Source organism: Mycobacterium sp. NTMscope_MAC_12, assembly GCF_976985675.1.
This window is the reverse complement of record NZ_CDRJYY010000001.1, coordinates 3,285,741-3,305,739: the sequence shown is the minus strand read 5'-3', so window position 1 is coordinate 3,305,739 and position 19,999 is coordinate 3,285,741. Positions and strand designations below refer to the sequence as shown.

At 67.3% G+C, this 19,999-nt stretch carries 13 protein-coding genes, 2 pseudogenes and 1 other annotated feature; of the genes and pseudogenes, 9 read left to right on the top strand and 6 right to left on the bottom strand.

Annotation, left to right across the window (positions count from 1 at the left end):
* Nucleotides 1-168 precede the first annotated feature (168 nt).
* Entirely contained in the window at nucleotides 169-1,344 is a 1,176-nt protein-coding gene (locus tag AC0KS4_RS14855) for a cupin domain-containing protein (RefSeq protein WP_238956271.1), read from the bottom strand.
* A gap of 114 nt (nucleotides 1,345-1,458) precedes the next feature.
* Here AC0KS4_RS14855 and uvrC point away from each other — a divergent pair, with 114 nt between their 5' ends.
* The 7 genes and pseudogenes from uvrC to AC0KS4_RS14820 all read left to right on the top strand — a co-directional run bounded on the left by uvrC (nucleotide 1,459) and on the right by AC0KS4_RS14820 (nucleotide 9,801).
* The gene (gene uvrC, locus AC0KS4_RS14850) at nucleotides 1,459-3,414 is read left to right on the top strand and encodes an excinuclease ABC subunit UvrC (protein ID WP_238956270.1); all 1,956 of its coding nucleotides are present in this window, start codon (nucleotides 1,459-1,461) and stop codon (nucleotides 3,412-3,414) included.
* Complete coding sequence (gene rapZ / locus AC0KS4_RS14845) at nucleotides 3,411-4,322, top strand: RNase adapter RapZ (protein WP_225330551.1); 912 nt, start codon at nucleotides 3,411-3,413, stop codon at nucleotides 4,320-4,322. The genes uvrC and rapZ overlap by 4 nt, the downstream gene beginning before the upstream one ends.
* Nucleotides 4,319-5,395 (top strand): uridine diphosphate-N-acetylglucosamine-binding protein YvcK, encoded by a 1,077-nt coding sequence (gene yvcK / locus AC0KS4_RS14840; protein WP_225330550.1) that lies wholly within the window; start codon nucleotides 4,319-4,321, stop codon nucleotides 5,393-5,395. Before rapZ ends, yvcK begins: the two co-directional genes overlap by 4 nt.
* Entirely contained in the window at nucleotides 5,392-6,369 is a 978-nt protein-coding gene (gene whiA, locus AC0KS4_RS14835) for a DNA-binding protein WhiA (RefSeq protein WP_026071328.1), read from the top strand. Before yvcK ends, whiA begins: the two co-directional genes overlap by 4 nt.
* Nucleotides 6,370-6,422: 53 nt before the next feature.
* Nucleotides 6,423-7,823 carry a WS/DGAT/MGAT family O-acyltransferase gene (locus tag AC0KS4_RS14830; RefSeq protein ID WP_225330549.1) on the top strand — a complete coding sequence of 467 codons (1,401 nt, stop codon included), beginning with the start codon at nucleotides 6,423-6,425 and terminating at the stop codon, nucleotides 7,821-7,823.
* Between the two features lie 714 nt (nucleotides 7,824-8,537).
* Nucleotides 8,538-9,437: pseudogene (gene ltrA / locus AC0KS4_RS14825) on the top strand (group II intron reverse transcriptase/maturase); the annotation flags it as partial.
* On the top strand, nucleotides 9,379-9,801 hold the full coding sequence (locus AC0KS4_RS14820; RefSeq protein WP_238957319.1) for a group II intron maturase-specific domain-containing protein: 423 nt from the start codon (nucleotides 9,379-9,381) through the stop codon (nucleotides 9,799-9,801). The pseudogene ltrA and the gene AC0KS4_RS14820, both read left to right, overlap by 59 nt.
* Before the next feature lie 134 nt (nucleotides 9,802-9,935).
* On the opposite strand, the gene AC0KS4_RS14815 is transcribed toward AC0KS4_RS14820, so the two are convergent.
* The 5 genes and pseudogenes from AC0KS4_RS14815 to AC0KS4_RS14795 form a co-directional block, all read right to left on the bottom strand.
* A protein-coding gene (locus tag AC0KS4_RS14815) for an IS3 family transposase (RefSeq protein WP_472408499.1) occupies nucleotides 9,936-11,176 on the bottom strand; the annotation gives its coding sequence in 2 pieces (ribosomal slippage) (nucleotides 9,936-10,889 and nucleotides 10,892-11,176; 1,239 coding nt in all).
* Nucleotides 10,784-10,901 (bottom strand) — a sequence feature (AL1L pseudoknot). It overlaps the preceding gene by 118 nt.
* A 49-nt stretch (nucleotides 11,177-11,225) precedes the next feature.
* Nucleotides 11,226-12,497, bottom strand: a pseudogene (locus tag AC0KS4_RS14810) (HNH endonuclease signature motif containing protein); the annotation flags it as partial.
* Nucleotides 12,498-12,708: 211 nt separating this feature from the next.
* Nucleotides 12,709-13,980, bottom strand: a complete 1,272-nt coding sequence (locus AC0KS4_RS14805) for an alpha/beta hydrolase (protein ID WP_238956269.1) — start codon at nucleotides 13,978-13,980, stop codon at nucleotides 12,709-12,711.
* Entirely contained in the window at nucleotides 13,980-15,611 is a 1,632-nt protein-coding gene (gene fadD12, locus AC0KS4_RS14800; protein WP_238956268.1) for an acyl-CoA ligase FadD12, read from the bottom strand. Before fadD12 ends, AC0KS4_RS14805 begins: the two co-directional genes overlap by 1 nt.
* Nucleotides 15,612-15,614: 3 nt before the next feature.
* Entirely contained in the window at nucleotides 15,615-16,424 is an 810-nt protein-coding gene (locus AC0KS4_RS14795) for a lysophospholipid acyltransferase family protein (protein ID WP_425326321.1), read from the bottom strand.
* Nucleotides 16,425-16,604: 180 nt separating this feature from the next.
* On the opposite strand from AC0KS4_RS14795, the gene AC0KS4_RS14790 reads away from it, so the two are divergent.
* Together AC0KS4_RS14790 and AC0KS4_RS14785 are read left to right on the top strand one after the other, a co-directional pair.
* Nucleotides 16,605-18,350, top strand: coding sequence for a DUF3556 domain-containing protein (locus tag AC0KS4_RS14790; protein ID WP_238956267.1), 1,746 nt, complete (start codon nucleotides 16,605-16,607; stop codon nucleotides 18,348-18,350).
* On the top strand, nucleotides 18,347-19,774 hold the full coding sequence (locus AC0KS4_RS14785; protein ID WP_238956266.1) for a phytoene desaturase family protein: 1,428 nt from the start codon (nucleotides 18,347-18,349) through the stop codon (nucleotides 19,772-19,774). Before AC0KS4_RS14790 ends, AC0KS4_RS14785 begins: the two co-directional genes overlap by 4 nt.
* The last annotated feature ends 225 nt before the right edge of the window (nucleotides 19,775-19,999 follow it).

Genomic DNA, 19,999 nt, shown 5'->3' with positions numbered 1-19,999 from the left:
TGGCGAAACTGCGATCTCGTTCGAAAGCCCCGGCGCCGCCATCGCGTGGTACCGGCGACAGGGCGGCCGCGCCGCGGACAGCGGTCCGCATGTCGTGAAGCTTATCTCCACAGGAACCGCAAACACGGATATGATTCGCGGCTTTCACCGGAAATGCGAAGCTAATTGTCAGTCGTTGGACAGCCGGGCGAGGAATCCGTTCAACAGGAGCGTCTGCGCCAGCCCCGTCCGCTGCGGGGCGCTCAGGCCGGGCAACTCGCCGACCCGGAACGGTTCGGTACTCGAGACGAGGAACCGCATCGCGGCTTCGTGGTCGAGGCCGGCGGCCACGGACAACTGAGCGAATTGCAGGACAACGCGGTCGGCGACGCGCGTCACCCGCGCGTAGAGCGGTTGGTGCTTGCGCACCAGCGTCTGCGCGTCGATGCCGACCGTGTCGCTGACGCGCCCGACCGGTGGGCAGCGGCCGCGCCGGACCAAGACATCCTCCAATGCGCCGAGACCGTCCGCGACGAGCTCGGGGCCCTCGAGGGTTCGCAGGGCGTCGCGCACGAGGTCGCCCAGGCCGGCGCGGACGCCGGCGTCGTCCAGGTGCCGCGGCGGTAACCGGGTGTGCAGCCCGGGGTCCCGCAAGCTCAGCGCGTACAGCGCGTGCGTGACGAGCGTGAGCACGGTGGGCGCGTGCAGCCCGATCGTCAAATGGACAGACGGCTCGGCGTGCGTTTCGGCCGAATGCACTTGGCCCCGCGGCAGATACAGCACATCGCCGGCACGCAGGCGCACGTCGGTCGCCGACGACGGCTCGTCCGTCCCGACCCCTTTGCGGCTTCCGATCTCGTGTGCCGGCACGGGGGCGTCGGTGGACGCGTGCCAGGTCTTGGACCCCTGGATCTGCAGGACCAGCACGTCGTGCGGGTCGTAGTGGGGGACGAAGCCCGTGGAGTCCGGAGGCGTGACGTAGGCGTTGACCCGCGTCGGGAAATTCAGCTCGACCTCGAGGGAATGCGACAGCGCCGCCACCGCGCGCGAGTACCGTTCGAGACCATTGAGCACGATGGTGTACCCGTCGGCCAGGCCGTCGCGGGCGCGGGCCGGGTCGAGACTGCCGTCGCCGCGGCGATAGCTTGCCGGATCCTTGTCCTGGCCGCCCTTCACCAGCCGCACGGCCGACGGCTCCGGTCGCATCTGCTCGAGGAGTTCGTCGACGGCCGAGGGCAGCAGGCCGTCGAAGTAACCCGGTTCGCCTCGGGGGACGTGGTGGTGCCTTCTTGCCCAGATCTCGTCGAGGAACACCTCGACCGGCACGGGGTGTAGCAACCAGGCGAGCGAGGACTCGGCGGCCACATTTCCTCCCAATCCTCGCGGCCTCCCCAAACGTTTGTGGGCACCACAGTAGACCGGCACCCGCACGCGCCCCGCCTTTCTCGGCACGTCGTCGCCGGCTACTAGCCTGGATCTGTGCCAGATCCCGCCACGTATCGCCCCGCGCCCGGGTCCATCCCGGTCGAGCCGGGCGTCTACCGATTCCGGGATCCGCACGGCCGGGTCATCTACGTCGGCAAGGCCAAGAGCCTGCGCAGCCGGTTGACGTCCTACTTCGCCGACGTCGCGAGCCTGCATCCGCGAACGCGGCAGATGGTGACCACCGCGGCCAAGGTCGAGTGGACGGTGGTCAACACCGAAGTCGAGGCGTTGCAGCTCGAATACAACTGGATCAAGGAATTCGACCCGCGGTTCAACGTCCGCTACCGCGACGACAAGTCCTATCCGGTGCTGGCGGTCACCCTCAACGAGGAGTTCCCGCGGCTGATGGTCTATCGCGGCCCGCGCCGCAAGGGCGTCCGCTATTTCGGGCCCTACTCGCACGCGTGGGCCATCCGGGAAACGCTGGACCTGCTCACCCGGGTGTTCCCGGCGCGCACCTGTTCGGCGGGAGTGTTCAAGCGGCACAGGCAGATCGACCGTCCTTGCCTGCTGGGTTACATCGACAAATGCTCGGCGCCGTGTGTCGGCAGGGTCAGCGCCGAACAGCATCGCCAGATCGTGGACGACTTCTGCGACTTCCTGTCCGGCAAGACCGACCGGTTCGCCCGCGAGCTGGAACAGCAGATGAACGCCGCCTCCGAGCGGCTCGATTTCGAGCGGGCCGCGCGGCTGCGCGACGACCTCGGCGCGCTGAAGAGGGCAATGGAAAAACAGGCCGTCGTGCTCGGCGACGGCACCGACGCCGACGTGGTGGCCTTCGCCGACGACGACCTCGAGGCCGCGGTGCAGGTGTTCCACGTGCGCGGTGGCCGGGTTCGCGGTCAGCGCGGGTGGATCGTCGAAAAGTCCGCCGACCCGGGCGATTCCGGTGAGGAGCAGTTGGTCGAGCAGTTCTTGACGCAGTTCTACGGCGAGCAGGCCGAATTGGGTGGTGCCGCAGACGAATCGGTGAACCCGGTGCCGCGCGAGGTGCTGGTGCCCTGCCTGCCGTCCAACGCCGACGAGCTGACGAGCTGGTTGTCCGGGCTGCGCGGGTCCCGGGTCGCTTTGAGGGTGCCGCGGCGCGGTGACAAACGCGCATTGGCCGAAACGGTGCAGCGCAACGCGAAAGAAGCGCTGCAGCAACACAAGCTGAAGCGGGCCGGTGACTTCAACGCCAGATCCGCTGCGCTGCAAAACATTCAGGACGCCCTCGGACTGTCCGAGGCGCCGCTGCGCATCGAATGTGTGGACATCAGCCACGTGCAGGGCACCGACGTGGTGGGCTCGCTGGTGGTGTTCGAGGACGGTCTGCCGCGCAAGTCGGACTACCGGCACTTCGGCATCCGGGAGGCCGCCGGGCAGGGACGCTCCGACGATGTCGCCTCCATCGCCGAGGTGACTCGCCGCCGCTTCGCGCGGCACCTGAGCGAACAAAACGACCCGAATATGCTTTCGGCGGAAGGGAAGTCCCGCCGCTTCGCCTATCCGCCGAACCTGTACGTTGTCGACGGCGGCGCGCCGCAGGTCAACGCGGCCAGCGCGGTGCTCGAGGGGCTCGGCATCACCGACGTCGCGGTGATCGGGCTGGCCAAACGGCTGGAAGAGGTGTGGGTGCCCTCCGAACCCGACCCCGTCATCATGCCGCGCAACAGCGAGGGGCTTTACCTGCTGCAACGTGTCCGCGACGAGGCGCACAGGTTCGCGATCACCTACCATCGCAGCAAGCGATCCAAGCGAATGACGGCATCGGTGCTGGATTCGGTGCCAGGATTGGGAGAACATCGCCGCAAGGCATTGGTAAGCCATTTCGGATCGATAGCCCGCCTCAAGGAGGCCACCGTCGACCAGATCACCGCCGTTCCCGGCATCGGCGTCGCCACCGCCACCGCCGTCCTGGAGGTGCTGCGACCCGAGCAGGCCCCCGACGAGTCCAGGGCCGCGCAATGACGGGTCCGGGCGAGCTGGCGGGGAATCACTCGGTGAACGCCCCGGCCGGAATCGACGTCGTTCTGGTGACCGGGCTGTCCGGGGCCGGGCGGGGGACCGCGGCCAAGGTGCTCGAGGACCTCGGCTGGTATGTGGCCGACAACCTGCCCCCGCAGCTGATCACCCGGATGGTCGATCTCGGCATGGACGCGGGCTCGCGGATCACCCAGCTGGCCGTGGTGATGGACGTGCGGTCGCGCGGCTTCACCGGTGATCTGGACTCGGTGCGCACCGAGCTGGCGACCCGAAACATCGCCCCGCGGGTGGTGTTCATGGAAGCATCCGACGACATGTTGGTGCGCCGCTACGAGCAGAATCGCCGCAGCCACCCGCTGCAGGGGGATCAGACGCTGGCCGAGGGCATCGCCGCCGAGCGCCGGATGCTCGCTTCGGTGCGCGCCACCGCCGATCTGATCATCGACACGTCGACGCTGTCGGTGCGGGGCTTACGCGAGACCATCGAGCGGGCGTTCGGCAATGACGCCGGCGCGACCACCAGCGTCACGGTCGAGTCGTTCGGCTTCAAGTACGGCCTGCCGATGGACGCCGACATGGTGATGGACGTGCGATTCCTGCCGAACCCGCACTGGGTCGACGAATTGCGCCCACGCACCGGGCAGGATCCCGCGGTACGGGATTACGTCTTGAGCCAGCCCGGCGCGGCCGAGTTTCTCGACGCCTACCATCGATTGCTATCTCTGGTCGTCGACGGCTACCGCAGGGAGGGCAAGCGCTATATGACGGTCGCCATCGGCTGCACCGGGGGAAAGCATCGCAGTGTCGCGATCGCCGAGCAATTGATGCAGTTGCTGAACGCCGATCACCGGCTGTCGGTGCGGGTGCTGCACCGGGATCTGGGTCGCGAATGAGCGAGCCGTTCAACCGGGGCATCGTCGCGCTGGGCGGCGGACACGGCTTGTACGCGACGTTGTCGGCGGCCCGCCGCCTCACCCCGTACGTCACCGCGGTGGTGACCGTCGCCGACGACGGCGGCTCCTCGGGCCGGCTGCGCGGCGAACTCGGCGTGGTGCCGCCCGGTGATCTGCGAATGGCGTTGGCGGCCTTGGCATCTGACAGCCCACATGGGCGATTGTGGGCGACCATCCTGCAGCACCGGTTCGGCGGCAGTGGCGCTTTGGCCGGGCATCCGATCGGCAACCTGATGCTGGCCGGCCTGTCCGAGGTGCTCGCCGATCCGGTGGCCGCCCTCGACGAGCTCGGGCGCATCCTGGGCGTCAAGGGCAGGGTGCTGCCGATGTGCCCGATCGCCCTGCAGATCGAGGCCGACGTCTCCGGGCTGGAGGGCGACCCGCGGATGTTCCGGGTGATCCGCGGCCAGGTGGCGATCGCGACGACCCCGGGCAAGGTGCGCCGGGTGCGGCTGTTGCCCGACCACCCCCCGGCCACCAGGCAGGCCGTCGACGCCATCATGGCCGCCGACCTGGTGGTGCTGGGCCCCGGATCGTGGTTCACCAGCGTGATCCCGCACGTGTTGGTGCCCGAGCTGGCGGCGGCGCTGCGGGCGACGACCGCGCGCCGCGCCCTGGTGCTCAACCTGGTGGCCGAGCCGGGGGAGACGGCCGGGTTCTCCGTCGAGCGTCATCTGCACGTGCTGGCCCAGCACGCACCGGGATTCACCGTGCACGACATCATCATCGACGCCGACCGGGTGCCGAGTGAGCGGGAACGCGAGCAATTGCGCCGCACCGCCACCCTGCTGCATGCCGAGGTCCACTTCGCCGACGTGTCCCGACCTGGTACACCTTTACATGATCCAGGCAAGCTCGCGGCGGCGCTGGACGGGGTCCGGGCGGCCCGCAAGGGTCCGGAAGCGGCTCCGGTCACGGCCACCGCGGATATTCGGGTCGACGGCGCAAAACCACCACCAGGTGGGGACGGACCCGCCGGCAGCGGACCAAGGGGTGACGACTCGTGGCGATGACGACCGAAGTCAAGGACGAACTGAGCCGCCTGGTCGTGAAATCGGTCAGCGCGCGGCGGGCGGAGGTCACGTCCCTGCTGCGGTTCGCCGGCGGGCTGCACATCGTGGGCGGTCGCGTCGTGGTCGAGGCCGAGGTCGATCTCGGCAACGTCGCGCGGCGGCTGCGCAAAGACATTTTCGAACTTTACGGTTACACCGCCGTCGTGCATGTGTTGTCCGCCAGCGGGATTCGCAAGAGCACCCGGTACGTGCTGCGGGTGGCCAACGACGGTGAGGCGCTGGCCCGCCAGACCGGGCTGCTCGACAACCGCGGCCGCCCGGTGCGCGGGCTGCCGGCCCAGGTGGTCGGCGGCAGCGTCGGCGACGCCGAGGCCGCATGGCGAGGGGCCTTCCTGGCGCACGGGTCGCTGACCGAGCCGGGACGGTCCTCGGCGTTGGAGGTCAGCTGCCCCGGCCCGGAGGCGGCGCTGGCGTTGGTGGGCGCGGCGCGCCGGCTGGGGGTCAGCGCGAAGGCCCGCGAGGTGCGCGGCGCCGACCGGGTGGTGGTGCGCGACGGCGAGGCGATCGGCGCGTTGCTGACCCGGATGGGCGCCCAGGACACCCGGCTGGTGTGGGAGGAGCGCCGGATGCGCCGCGAGGTGCGGGCGACGGCCAACCGGCTCGCCAACTTCGACGACGCCAACCTGCGCCGCTCGGCGCGCGCGGCGGTGGCGGCGGCCGCCCGGGTGGAGCGGGCGCTGGAGATCCTCGGCGACACCGTGCCTGATCATCTGGCCTCGGCCGGCAAGCTGCGCGTCGAGCACCGGCAGGCGTCGCTGGAGGAGCTCGGTCGGCTCGCCGATCCGCCGATGACGAAAGACGCTGTGGCCGGCCGCATTCGGCGGTTGCTGTCGATGGCCGACCGTAAGGCGAAGATCGAAGGCATTCCCGACACCGAGTCGGCGGTGACGCCGGATTTGCTGGAAGACGCGTAACTGGTCGCGCGAATCGCTGTTCGCAACGGGTTGGCGGGGGCTACGGTCGGGGAATGAAACGGCTTTCGAGCGTTGATGCGGCGTTTTGGTCGGCCGAAACCGCGGGCTGGCACATGCACGTGGGCGCACTGGCGATTTGCGACCCGAAGGAATGCTCCGAGTACAGCTTTGCGCGACTGCGCGAGCTGATCATCGAGCGCCTGCCGGAGTTGCCGCAGTTGCGGTGGCGGGTCACCGGCGCGCCGTTCGGCCTGGACCGCCCGTGGTTCGTCGAGGACGAGGACCTGGACCCCGACTTCCACATCCGGCGCATCGCGGTTCCGGCGCCCGGCGGGCGGCGCGAACTCGAGGAACTGGTGGGGCGGTTGATGTCCTACAAGCTGGACCGCGCCCGGCCGCTGTGGGAGATGTGGGTGATCGAGGGCGTCGAGGGCGGCCGGATCGCGTCGCTGACCAAGATGCACCACGCCATCGTCGACGGCGTCTCGGGCGCCGGCCTGGGTGAGATCCTGTTGGACGTCACTCCGGAACCGCGTCCGCCGCAACACGAAACGGTGGGATCGCTGGTGGGATTGAATATCCCGGGCATCGAGCGGCGGGCGGTGGGTGCTCTGATCAACGTCGGGGTCAAGACTCCGTTCCGCGTTGCGCGGCTGGTGGAGCAGACCGTGCGTCAACAGATCGCCGCGCTGGGGGTGCGCAGCAGGCCGCCGCGCTACTTCGAAGCGCCGAAAACCCGCTTCAATGCGCCGGTTTCGCCACACCGGCGCATCACCGGCTGCCGTGTCGAACTGGCGCGCGCCAAGGTCATCAAGGATGCCTACGGTGTCAAGCTCAACGACGTGGTGCTGGCGTTGGTCGCCGGCGCCGCGCGCGATTACCTCCTCAAACGCGGTGAGCTGCCTGCCAAACCGCTCATCGCGCAGATCCCCGTGTCGACGCGCACCGACGAAAACAAGGACGACATCGGCAACAAGGTGAGCTCGATGACCGTCTCGTTGGCCACCCATATCGAAGACCCCGGGGAGCGGCTGCGATCCATCCACGAAAGCACCCAGAACGCCAAGCTGATGGCCAAGGCGTTGTCGGCGCACCAGATCATGGGGCTGACCGAGACGACGCCGCCCGGGCTGTTGGGGCTGGCCGCGCGGGCCTACACCGCCAGCGGTCTGTCGCGAAACCTGGCCCCTATCAACCTGGTTGTCTCGAATGTGCCCGGCCCGTCGTTCCCGTTGTACATGGCCGGCGCCAAGCTGGACTCGCTGGTTCCGCTGGGGCCGCCCGTGATGGACGTCGCGCTGAACATCACGTGCTTCTCCTATACGGATTACCTGGACTTCGGTTTCGTGACGACGCCCGAGGTGGCCAACGACATCGACGACATGGCCGATCGCATCGAGCCCGCATTGACCGACCTCGAAAAGGCCGCCGCGGTGGAGAACAGCTCGAGCTAAGCCTGCCTGGTGATCTGACGCTACCGGTCGCCGCGAGCGCGGCGATTTGCGAAGTGTTATGCGGCCCCGGGATTGTCGGCTTCGTCGTCCTCGTCGTCGCCGTCATGGAGGAGTTTTTCGGGGTGGGTGTGTCCTGAACGCGGAAGGGAGTGTTGATGTAGGTAGCGCTTCTGGAAGCGGTGCTGTGCAGGAGATGAAGGATTGCTGGCCCTTCGGAGCCGCCCTGTGGGGGGAGGCTTCAAACCGCCACATGCTGCGAGAGCGGTGACGCGATCGTGGTGAACGATGTGGAAAAGGCGCGTGTGACGCGTCAGGTGGGGACCGGGAAGGCGAGCGCAAGCGAATCGCTGCTGACGTGTCGTAAGAAAAACAGGTGACATCAAAACCGGGGTGTTTATCCGATCCCGGGACGAGCTTGGCGGGTGCCCATTGATTGGCCAGGCGGTGTCCGGCATGAAGGCGACGCGAGCCCGGTCTGCGGCTTTTGCATGGAACAGGAGAAGGCCGGAACCGATACGTCCCGTTCGTGTTTGACGTGGGAGATAGGGAGTAGCCCATGCGCAGCATGGGTGTGAGTACCGTCGCGGGTCCGGCTGGCGGACTGGCTCGTAGTAGTGGTGAAGCTTCTGTAATGGGAGTGAAGCGAAGGGGCCAGGTCATCTGTGACGTGTTCGTTGGATCAACCGAGACCCGTTGGGGTTCGGGAGGAGTCGGGTGAACAAGTTGAAGTCACCAGGCAAGCCGTTCGAGATTTCGAAGTGGGCGGTTCAGGAGGCTTGGGAGAAGGTCAAGGCGAACAAGGGCGCGCCGGGCGTGGACGAAGTATCGATCGAGGCATTCGAGTCTGACCTGCAAAACAATCTGTATCGGGTGTGGAATCGGATGTCGTCGGGGAGTTACTTTCCGCCTCCGGTGCGTGCGGTGGAAATACCCAAGCCGCATGGCGGCGGGACCAGGATGCTGGGCATACCCACAGTGGCTGACCGGGTGGCCCAAACGGTGGTGGCCGAGGAGTTGAAAGTGAAGGCGGAGACGCTGTTTCACGACGACTCCTACGGCTATCGCCCTGGCCGCTCGGCGATCGACGCGGTGGGTGCGTGTCGGCAGCGCTGCTGGAAAACCAACTGGGTGATCGACTTGGACATCCAGAAGTTCTTCGACAGCGTGTCCTGGGATCTGATGCTCAAGGCGGTGGGGGCTAACACCGATTTGCCGTGGGTGATGTTGTATGTGCGCCGGTGGCTGCAAGCTCCGGTGCAACTGCCTGACGGCACCTTGCAACAGCGTGACCGGGGCACCCCGCAAGGGTCGCCGGTCTCGCCCGTGTTGGCAAACCTGTTCTTGCATTATGCGTTCGATGCGTGGCTGGCTCGGGAGTTTCCGACCGTGCGGTTCGAGCGCTATGTCGATGACGCGGTCGTGCACTGCGTCAGCGAGCGCCAAGCCCACCGGGTATTGACTGCGGTGCAAGACAGGATGGGTGAGGTCGGGCTGCGGCTGCATCCCGACAAGACCCGGATCGTGTACTGCAAAGACGGCAAACGGCGCGGTGACTATGCGCATACGTCGTTTACGTTCCTCGGTTTCACGTTCCGCCCGCGCGGGGTCCGGGACAAAAACGGGAGCATGTTCGTCTCGTTTTTGCCCGCGATCAGCAAGGACGCCTGGAAAAAAGATCGGGCGGCAAGTGCGGTCCTGGCGGCTGCACCATCGCACCGGTCATACCTTCGCCGGTCTGGCCGACAAGATCAACCCGATCGTGCGCGGCTGGATGAACTATTACGGCGCCTTCTATCGGTCGGCGCTGTATCCCCTCCTGACTCGCATCAACGCCTACCTGATGCGGTGGGTCCGCAACAAATATCGCCGGTTTCGGGGCCGCTGGGCATTCAACCAAGCGTGGTCGCGGGTGATAAAGCAATACCCGCGGTTCTTCGCGCACTGGGCCTGGACCACCGCCGTCCCCGCCGTCTGGTGACCAAGGTGACAAGAGCCGTATGAATCGAGAGGTTCACGTACGGTTCCGTGGGAGCCGGAGGGTGCAACCCCCTCCGGCCACCCGACTGGTAGGTGTTGGTGCGGGGGTGGTTTGAACTACCCCAGGTTTAGTTCCTACTCGGTTGCGAGGGCCGGGGTCGGCTGGCTCGCAGGGTGTGAGGTGCCGGTGAGGGCGGCCTCGTACTCGGCGGGTGGAACGTAGCCGAGGGCTTCGTGCAGGCGTTCCTGGTTGTACCAGGCCACCCATTCGGCGGTCGAGAGTTCGACATCATCGATGCACCGCCAGGGCTTGCCGCGGTTGATGAGCTCGGTCTTGTAGGCGGCGTTGACCGCTTCAGCGAGGGCGTTGTCATAACTATCGCCACGCGACCCGACCGAGGGCGCGATCCCCAGTTCAGCCAGCCGGTCGGTATAGGCCAGCGATAGGTACTGGGATCCGCGGTCGGAATGATGAACCAACTCGGATAGATCGGTATTCGACTGCCACACAGCGTGATTGAATGCTTGAAGCGGGAGGTCTTCGGTGCGCATCGTGGCCGAGACCGCCCAGCCAACGATCTTCTTGGTGCACGCATCAGTGACGAACGCGGTGTAACAGAACCCCTGCCAGGTCCGCACGAACGTGATGTCGGCGACCCATAGCCGGTTCGGTGCAGCGGCCCGGAATTGGCGGTTGACCAGATCGGCCGGCCGGATCGCGGCCGGGTCGCTGATCGTGGTGAACACCGGCTTGCCCCGCTGGGCGCCGCGCAACCCGGCCTTGCGCATCAACCGGCGGGTTTGTTCACGGCCCAGCTGCCAACCACGCCGTGTCATCGCCGCGTGCATCTTCTTGACCCCATACACCGAGTAGTTCTGCCGGTGCACCGCCTCAAGGTCAGCGATCAGCTGCTCATCGCGGATCTCCCGGTCCGACGGTGGTCGGGTCCGCGCGGCCCGATAACCCCGCGAGGTGAGGAATCCGGGGATAGCTGCCCGCAGCACACGGCAGATGAGCTCGACCCCGAACTGATCGCGATGAGCATCGATGTAGGCGATCATTTCGTCGCGGGGCGGTCGAACTCCGCGGCAAAAAACGCAGACGCTGACTTCAAAATCTCGTTAGCCCTGCGCAGTTCAGCGTTCTCGCGCTTGAGCTTACGGATCTCGGCATGCTCAGAACTGGTCATGCCCGGCCGTTCACCAGCATCGACTTGGGCCTTGCGTCGCCACCGACGCACCGACTCCTCCGAAATATCGAGTTTGCTGGCGACAGACTTTATGGCCTCGAACTCCGACACTTCCGAGGCTTCCATCACAGTGTCCAACAACCGCAACGCACGCTGCCGAAACTCCGGCGAATACTGACGGGGCATAGCTTCCAATCCTCCTATAAGGATCGGAACTAAACCTGGGGTAGTTCAGTTTCCATTCGGTTTCGCCTTTGGCGTTTTTGCGGGTGGTCCAGCCGCGGGGTTGGAGCAGGCGGTGGTGTGGGCCGCAGGCGAAGGTGAGGTCGTCGATGTCGGTGGTGTGGCAGGTGGCGTAGTCGGTGACGTGGTGGACTTCGCAGTAGTAGCCCTTAACCCCGCAGCCTGGGGCGGTGCAGCCGCGGTCCTTGGCGTACAACACAATCCGCTGTCCCGGGGAAGCGATCCGCTTGGTGTGGTAGAGCGCCAGGGCCTTGCCTTTATCGAAGATGGCCAGGTAGTGGTGGGCGTGGCGGCCGAGGCGGATCACCTCACTCATGGGCAGGATGGTGCCCCCGCCGGTGAGGCCGCGTCCGGCGGCGGCCTCCAAATCTTGCAGGGTGGTGGTGACGATGATGGAGGCCGGTAACCCGTTGTGTTGGCCCAGTTTCCCGGAGGCCAGCAGTGCGCGCAGTCCGGCCAGCAGGGCGTCGTGGCCGCGCTGGGCGCGCGAGCGGGTGTCGCCGTCGATGGCGGCTTGGGAGGGCGCGCCATCGACGCAGGGGGTTTGGTCGAGGGGGTTGCACATGCCCGGGGCGCCGAGTTTGGCTTCCACGGCTTCCAGGGTGGCGCGCAGTTCGGGAGAAATGAGGCCCCGTAGCTGTGACATGCCGTCGGGTTGTTGGTTGCCCATGATCAGGCCGCGTTGCCGGGCCCGGTCCTCATCGGTGAAGGTGCCATCGGGGTTGAGCGCATCGGTGAGCCCGCGGGCCAACTCTTTGAGGTGTTCGGGGCCGAACTGGGTGGCGAGCTCGGCCAGTTGGGCTTCGGCGACCTCGCGGGCGGTGGCGCTGACCCAGCCGGGCAGGTGGTGGTAGAAGTTGCGGATCACCGTCACCTGGCCGGCGCCGAGTTCGCCGCGGCGTTGGGCGGCTGCGGTCGCGGCCAGGACCGGCGGCAGGGGTTCACCGGTCAGGGCATGGCGTTGACCTAAATCGGCGGCCTCTTGGATGCGCCGAGAGGCTTCGTTGCGGCTGATCAGGGTGCGCTCGGCCAGGGCGTGGGAGAGCCCGGCGCCCAGTTCCTGGGACGGGACCTGGCGGGCAAGGGAATTGAGCAGCGGATGCTCGATGACCGGAAGACGCCGGCGCAGCCGCTCACAGCGCTCCAACACCGCCAACTGCTGCTGGATCGTCAACGCATCGAGCACCAACCCGCACGCGCGGTCCACCTCGGCATCGAGCGCATCGAACACCGCATCGACCTCGGGCAAACCAGTGGAACTCACACCGCCAAACTAACGACACCCTCTGACAAAAACCCTCGCATTGTGACCACTGAAACCACAGTGACACAAGGGAATTCGCTATGCGTTTCCGATATCCGAAATCGTGTCGGGGGAAGGCGGTGGCCCGGGGCGACACCTCCGGACAGCCCGGGCGCACGGCCCTTAGCGACAAAAGCCGCCGCCTCAGCCGCGCTCGAGCGAAAGAACCGCCTCAGTCGCGCTGAGGCGGACGCGTCGCGTACACCCACGACAAGAACCGCGCCACGGCCTCCGCGGACCGATGTGCCCGCGGGGAACTGAAGATGTCGAAAGCGTGTTGGGCGTGCGGCAATTCGGCGTAGGCGACCGGAGACTTCGACACCGCGCGCAGCTCCTCGACGAACTCCTGCGCCTCTCCCACCGGGATCAGCGAATCGTCGTGCCCGTGCAGGACGAAGAAGGGTGGCGCGTCGGCGCGCAGCCGACGGATCGGTGAGGCGTCGACGTAGACGTCGCGGTGGGTGCTGAATTTCCGCTTGACGACGAACTTTTGGAGCAACTCCACGAATTCGCGCCGGCCCTCGCCCTCGGTGGAAAACCAGTCGTAGCGCCCGTACACCGGGACGGCGGCGACCACCGACGTGTCGGCGTCCTCGAAGCCCGGCTGGAACGCCGGGTCGTTGGGTGTCAGCGCCGCCAGCGAACACAGATGGCCGCCGGCCGAACCGCCCGTGATCGCCACGAAATTCGGATCCCCGCCGTAGCGGGAGATGTTCTCCTTCACCCAGGCCAGCGCGCGCTTGACGTCGACGATGTGGTCGGGCCAGGTGTGCCGCGGCGACACCCGGTAGCCAATGGACACGCACACCCAACCGCGCGCGGCCAGGTGGCTCATCAGCGGATAGGCCTGGGGCCGGCGCATTCCGATCACCCATGCGCCGCCGGGCACCTGGACCAGCACCGGCGCCTTGCCGTCGCGCGGCAGATCGTGGCGGCGCCAGATGTCGGCCAGATTGGCGCGGCCGTGCGCCCCGTAGGACACCACGTTCGTCTTCTCGACGTAGCGGCGTCGCGCGACCGTATTGCCCAGCGGCAGGGTGCGACGCCCGCTGCGGGTGGGCTTGGTCTGCGGCAGCTTGTCGAGCGCCTCTTCGTAGTCGTCACCGAGTTGCTCGCGCAGCCCCGCCTCCAGCACCGGGCCGGGGGTCGTCACGCCGCGGTACTTGATCACCGCCAGGATGGCCCAGGACGCCGCCGTCAGCGCCAGCGCCACCTTCCCGCGACGTCCCGCGAAGTCGCCGCGGCGCCCGCGCCGCAGCACGTCCAAAAGCGAAGCGGAGAAGTACACGCCCGGCACCTCGGACGCCGGCCACCCGAACCAGAACACCAGCACCGTGCTGTAGCCCTTGCGGGCCAGCGGCCGTAATCCGTTGGCGGCGTTGGCCAATTCGAGAGCGGCGCGCGCCAGCGGCCTGGGCCTTCTGATCATCCTGATGAACCGCATCAGCCGCCGACCCGTGCTCTCAGCTCCGCGCGCAGGATCTTGCCGGTGCTGCTGCGGGGAAGTTCATCAAGGACCGCGATCTCGCGCGGCACCTTGTAGTTGGCGAGGTTGTCCCGCACGTGTTGCTTGAGGGCGTCGGGGGTGGCCTTCTCAGTAAGGTGGCCGCCCGGTTCCAGCACCACGAACGCCGCCAGCCGCTGCCCGTATTGTTCGTCGTCGACGCCGATCACCGCCGCCTCCGCCACGTCGGGGTGTGCGGCGAGCGCCTTCTCCACCTCGATCGGGTAGACGTTCTCACCGCCGGACACGATCATCTCGTCGTCGCGGCCGACGACGAACAGCCGCCCCGCGGAGTCCAGATACCCGACGTCGCCTGACGACATGAATCCGGCGTGAAAGTCTTTCGTGCTGCCCGAGGTGTAGCCGTCGAACTGGGTGTTGTTGCGCACGTAGATGCTGCCGACCTCGCCGGTCGGCAGCTCGTTGAATTCCGGGTCCAGGATGCGGATTTCGGTTCCGCCCGCGGGCCGGCCCGCGGTGTCGGGCGCGGCGCGTAGGTCGGCCGGGGTGGCGGTGGCGATCATGCCCGCCTCGGTGGCGTTGTAGTTGTTGTAGATCACGTCGCCGAACGCGTCCATGAACGCGGTGACGACGTCGGGGCGCATCCGCGAACCCGAGGCCGCGGCGAACCGCAGGGACCGGCCGCTGTAGCGGCGCCGAATCTCGGGCGGCAGGTCCATGATCCGGTCGAACATCACCGGCACCACCACCAGGCCGGTCGCCCGGTGCCGGTCGATCAAATCCAGCGTGGCCTCCGGGTCGAATTTGCGCCGGGTGATCACCGGGCAGGCGAACGACGCCGCGAGCAGCAGTTGGGAAAAGCCCCAGGCGTGAAACATCGGTGCCACGATCACGATGGGCTCCTCGGCCCGCCACGGCGTGCGGTCCAGGATCGCCTTCAGTGTGCCGATGCCCGCGTTGCCGCCAGATTGCTTGGCGCCCTTGGGGGTTCCGGTGGTGCCGGAGGTGAGCAGGATCATCTTGCCCTTGCGTCCGGTGCGCTTCGGTTGCGCCCCGCTGTGGGCGGCGATCAGCTTCTCGATCGTCAGCTCATGCTCGGCATCGGTCCACGCCACGATGCGGGTCGCGCCGGGGGTGCCGGCCAGCGCGCGGTCCACGGTCTCGGTGAACTCCTCGTCGTAGATGACGGCGTCGACGCCCTCGCGGGTCACGACGTCGGCCAGCGCCGGCCCGGCGAACGACGTGTTGAGCAGCAGGATGTCCGAGCCGATCCGGTCGGCCGCCACCAACGCCTCGACGAACCCGCGGTGATTGCGGCACATGATCCCGATGACCCGGGGCTGGCCCGACGGCAACCCCTGCAGCGCCGCGGCGAGCGCGTTGCACCGCTCGTCGAGTTCCCGCCAGGTCAGGCTGCCCCGCTCATCGATCAGGCCGGGCCGGTCCGGGCAACGTTGGGCGGCGCTGGCGAATCCGGAGGTCATGCCCATGCCTTCGCGGCGCATGGCCGCGGCGATCCGCACGTAGCGATCCGGGCGCATGGGTGCGATCAGCCCGGCGCGGCGCATGGTTCCGATCAGACCAAGGGTCTCGCTGAAAGGATTCGGCATGATTCAGCCGAGAATCGGGAATCGGCGCTTGGCGGCGAGCTCGGTCAGGGCTTCCTGCATCACCGATCGCACGTACTCGTCGACCTCGTCGATGTCGGGGTCCTCGCCGAACTCCTTGGCGATGTCGATCGGCTCCAGCACCCGGGTCACGATTTTCGTCGGCAGCGGCAAGTTGGGCGGGATGACGGCGCTCAAGCCGAAGGGGAAACCGAACGATAGCGGCAAAATGGCGCTGCGCAGCAACCGTTTGATGCCCAGTCGCTCGGCGAGCCAGGTGCCGCGGGTCAGGTAGAGCTGGGTCTCCTGCCCGCCGATCGACACCGCCGGCACGATCGGGACGCCGGCATCGATCGCGGTGCGGATGTAGCCCTTGCGGCCGTTGAAGTCGATGACGTTCTCCGAGAGGGTGGGCCGGTAGGCGTCGTAGTCGCCGCCCGGGAACACGATCACGACGCCGCCGGACCGCAGCGCGACGGCCGCGTTCTCCCGATTGGCCCGGATGTACCCGGTGCGGCGGAAGAAGTCCGCGGTGGGGCCGGTCATGAGGATGTCGTGGCTCAACGTGTAGACCGGTCGGTCGTAGCCGAGCTTGTCGTAGAAGTGAGCGCTGAAGATCGGGACGTCCATGGGGAACATGCCCCCCGAGTGGTTGCCGACCACCAGCGCCCCGCCGGGCGGGAACAAATCCAGGCCGTGCACCTCGGACCGGAAGTACGTCTTCAACACCGGGCGCATCACCGCCATCAGGCGCTGGGTCAAGACGGGGTCGAATTTGCCGATGTCCCCGCCATCGGCGTTGTCGCTGTCGGTCACGTTCCTCCCTTGACGCTCGCGCCGGGCCAGATCGCCGAGTCGAGTCCCTCGATGGTAGCGACCGGGGCGGCGCCGCTGTCATGGTGTTTCGGCATTTTCGCCCGCGTAAGCCGTTTGGCCGGCTGCGGTGCCGATACATTCGATGGGCCAGCTGGTTTTCCGACAGGAACGAGGCCGCCCATGGGATTCATGTCACCGGAACTTCCGGACGTCGACCACAGCACCTGGCACACGTTGCCCCGGGCGACCCGGCTGCAAGTCGTGACCCGGCACTGGGCGGAACACGGCTTCGGAACGCCATACGCCGTGTATTTGCTGTACCTGCTCAAGATCGCGCTCTACATTGCCGCGCCCGCCGCGATCATCTCGCTTACCCCCGGCCTGGGCGGCCTGGGACGCATCGGCGACTGGTGGACGCAACCCATCGTCTATCAGAAGGTCGTCATCTTCACGCTGCTGTTCGAGGTCACGGGACTCGGCTGCGGATCCGGGCCGCTGACCGGGCGGTTCATGCCACCGATCGGGGGCATCCTTTATTGGTTGCGGCCCAACACGATTCGGCTACCGGCCTGGCCCGGCAAGGTTCCGTTCACCCATGGCGACACCCGCACCGCCGTCGATGTCGCGCTGTATGCCCTCGTTCTGATCGGCGGGGTGTGGGCGCTGCTGTCGCCCGGTCGCGGCGGGCCGGTCACCGCCGCGGGCGATGTCGGCCTGATCGACCCCGTCCTGGTCGTCCCGACGATCGTGGCGCTGGCCCTGTTGGGTTTACGTGACAAGACGGTGTTCTTGGCCGCCCGCGGGGAACACTATTGGCTGAAGCTGTTCGTGTTCTTCTTCCCGTTCACCGATCAGGTCGCGGCCTTCAAGATCATCATGCTCTGCTTGTGGTGGGGCGCAGCGGTTTCCAAACTCAACCACCATTTCCCCTACGTGGTGGCGGTGATGACGAGCAACAATGCGCTGCTGCGTCCCAAGCTGTTCACTCCGATCAAGCGGCTGCTCTACCTCGACCATGTCAACGACCTGCGACCGTCGCTGCTGCCCAAGCTGATGGCCCACGTCGGCGGCACCACAGCGGAATTCGTGGTTCCGACGGTCCTGGTCTTCTTCGCCGCCGATCACCCGTGGCGCTGGCTCCTGATCGGGTTCATGGTGCTGTTCCATCTCAACATCATTTCCAACCTCCCGATGGGAGTCCCCTTGGAATGGAACGTGTTCTTCATCTTCTCGCTGTTCTATCTGTTCGGGCACTATGGCGCGGTCCGGGCCACCGATCTTCGCTCGCCCGTGCTGCTCGCGCTCGTGATCCTCGCGGTGGTGGTGGTCATCGTGGGAAACATGTTCCCCGAAAAGATTTCGTTCCTTCCGGCAATGCGGTACTACGCCGGCAACTGGGCCACCAGCGTGTGGTGTTTCCGCGCGGGCGCCGAGGAGAAGATCGACGCCGACATCGTGAAGAGCTCCGCGCTCGTCGTCAATCAGCTGGCGAGGCTCTACGACCCGGACACCGCCGAACTCTTGGCAGACAAAATCGCCGCCTTCCGCGCGATGCACGTGCATGGCCGGGCGCTCAACGCGCTGCTGCCGCGCGCGATCGACAACGAAGCCGACTACAAGATCCGTGAGGGCGAAATAGTCGCCGGGCCGCTCGTCGGCTGGAACTTCGGCGAGGGCCACCTGCACAACGAGCAACTGGTGCAGGCCGTGCAACGGCGCTGCCACTTCGAGGACGGCGACGTCCGCGTCATCGTCCTGGAGGGCCAGCCCATCCACGCCCAACGGCAGTCGTACCGCATCCTCGACGCCAAGGCCGGCGTGATCGAGGAGGGCTACATCGACGTCAAGGACATGCTGACCCGCCAGCCCTGGCCCGAGCCCGGCGACGACTGTCCCGTCCACGTCGCCCAACAGCGCACCAAATGACGACCGCGGTGGTGGTCGGCGCCGGGCCCAACGGCCTGGCCGCGGCGATCCATCTCGCCCGCCACGGTGTCGACGTGCAGGTGCTGGAGGCCCGCGAGACCGTCGGCGGGGGAGCGCGCTCGGCCGAGCTGACGGTGCCCGGGGTGATCCACGACATCTGCTCGGCCTTTCACCCGCTGGGCATAGGTTCGTCGTTCTGGAAAGAGATCGACCTGCAGCGGTACGGGCTGGCCTGGAAGTGGCCGGAGGTCGACTGTGCGCATCCGCTCGACGACGGCACCGCCGGGGTCCTGTACCAATCCCTCGATCGGACGGTCGCCGGCATGGGGCCGGACGCCAGTCGGTGGCGACGCGCCGTCGGGGGCCTGGCATCCGGATTCGATCAGCTGGCCGAGGACCTGCTCCGCCCGGTGATCAACGTTCCACGCCACCCGGTCCGCCTCGCGGGCTTCGGGCCCCGCGCGCTGCTGCCGGCGACCGTCCTGGCCCGCTGGTTTCGCACCGAGCAGGCGCGGGCGCTGTTCGGTGGATCGGCCGCGCACATCTACACGCGGCTGGACCGCCCGCTCACCGCATCCCTCGGGCTGATGATCCTGGCCAGCGGGCACCGCTACGGGTGGCCGGTCGCCGAAGGCGGTTCCGGGTCGATCACCAAGGCGCTGGCCGCCGCCCTGGAAGCGGACGGCGGCGCCGTCACCACCGGAATCACCGTCGCGGGGCGCCGCGACATCCCGGACGCCGACATCGTCATGCTCGACCTGAGCCCCGCCGCGGCGCTGAACATCTACGGCGACGTGATGCCCGCCCGAATCAAGCGGTCCTATGCGCGCTACCGCCAGGGGTCCTCGGCGTTCAAGGTCGACTTCGCCATCGAAGGCCACGTCCCCTGGACCAACCCCGACTGCGGTCGCGCCGGCACCGTCCATCTGGGCGGCACGTTCGACGAGGTCGCCGACACCGAACGTCAACGCGCGCAAGGCACGATGGTGCGGCGGCCGTTCGTCCTCGTCGGGCAGCAGTACCTGGCCGACCCGTCGCGCTCGGCGGGCGACATCAACCCGATCTGGGCGTATGCGCACGTGCCCTTCGGCTACACCGGCGACGCCACCGCGGCCGTCATCGACCAGATCGAGCGCTTCGCCCCGGGATTCCGCGACCGTGTCGTCGCCACCGTCAGCAGGGGGACCGCCGATCTAGAGGCCTACAACCCCAATTTCATCGGCGGCGACATCATCGGCGGCGCCAACGACGGGCTCCAGGTCATCCTGCGCCCGCGCGTCTCGGTCAACCCGTATGCGACCGGTGTGCCGGGCGTCTACCTGTGCTCGCAGTCCACGCCGCCGGGCGCCGGCATCCACGGGCTGTGCGGCTACTACGCCGCCGAGGCGGCGCTGGGCCGGCTGCGCAAGCGTCGCAGCGATTGACGGCGTAGCCCCGTCGACGGGACGGGCGGTCATACCGCGCCGCCGCCGCGGTTATCGCGTGGTGCCGCCCAACGGCACGTCGGTTGTCCACGGCTTGCCTACGCCGCCGTCGGAATCCCAGATCGATTGCCGGGCCATTCCCTTGCGTCTGGTCCTGCGGCGCATGCCCGCACGGAGTACGTCCTGGACCCTCAAGGGGCCATTATGGATCAACGAGATCCCGGA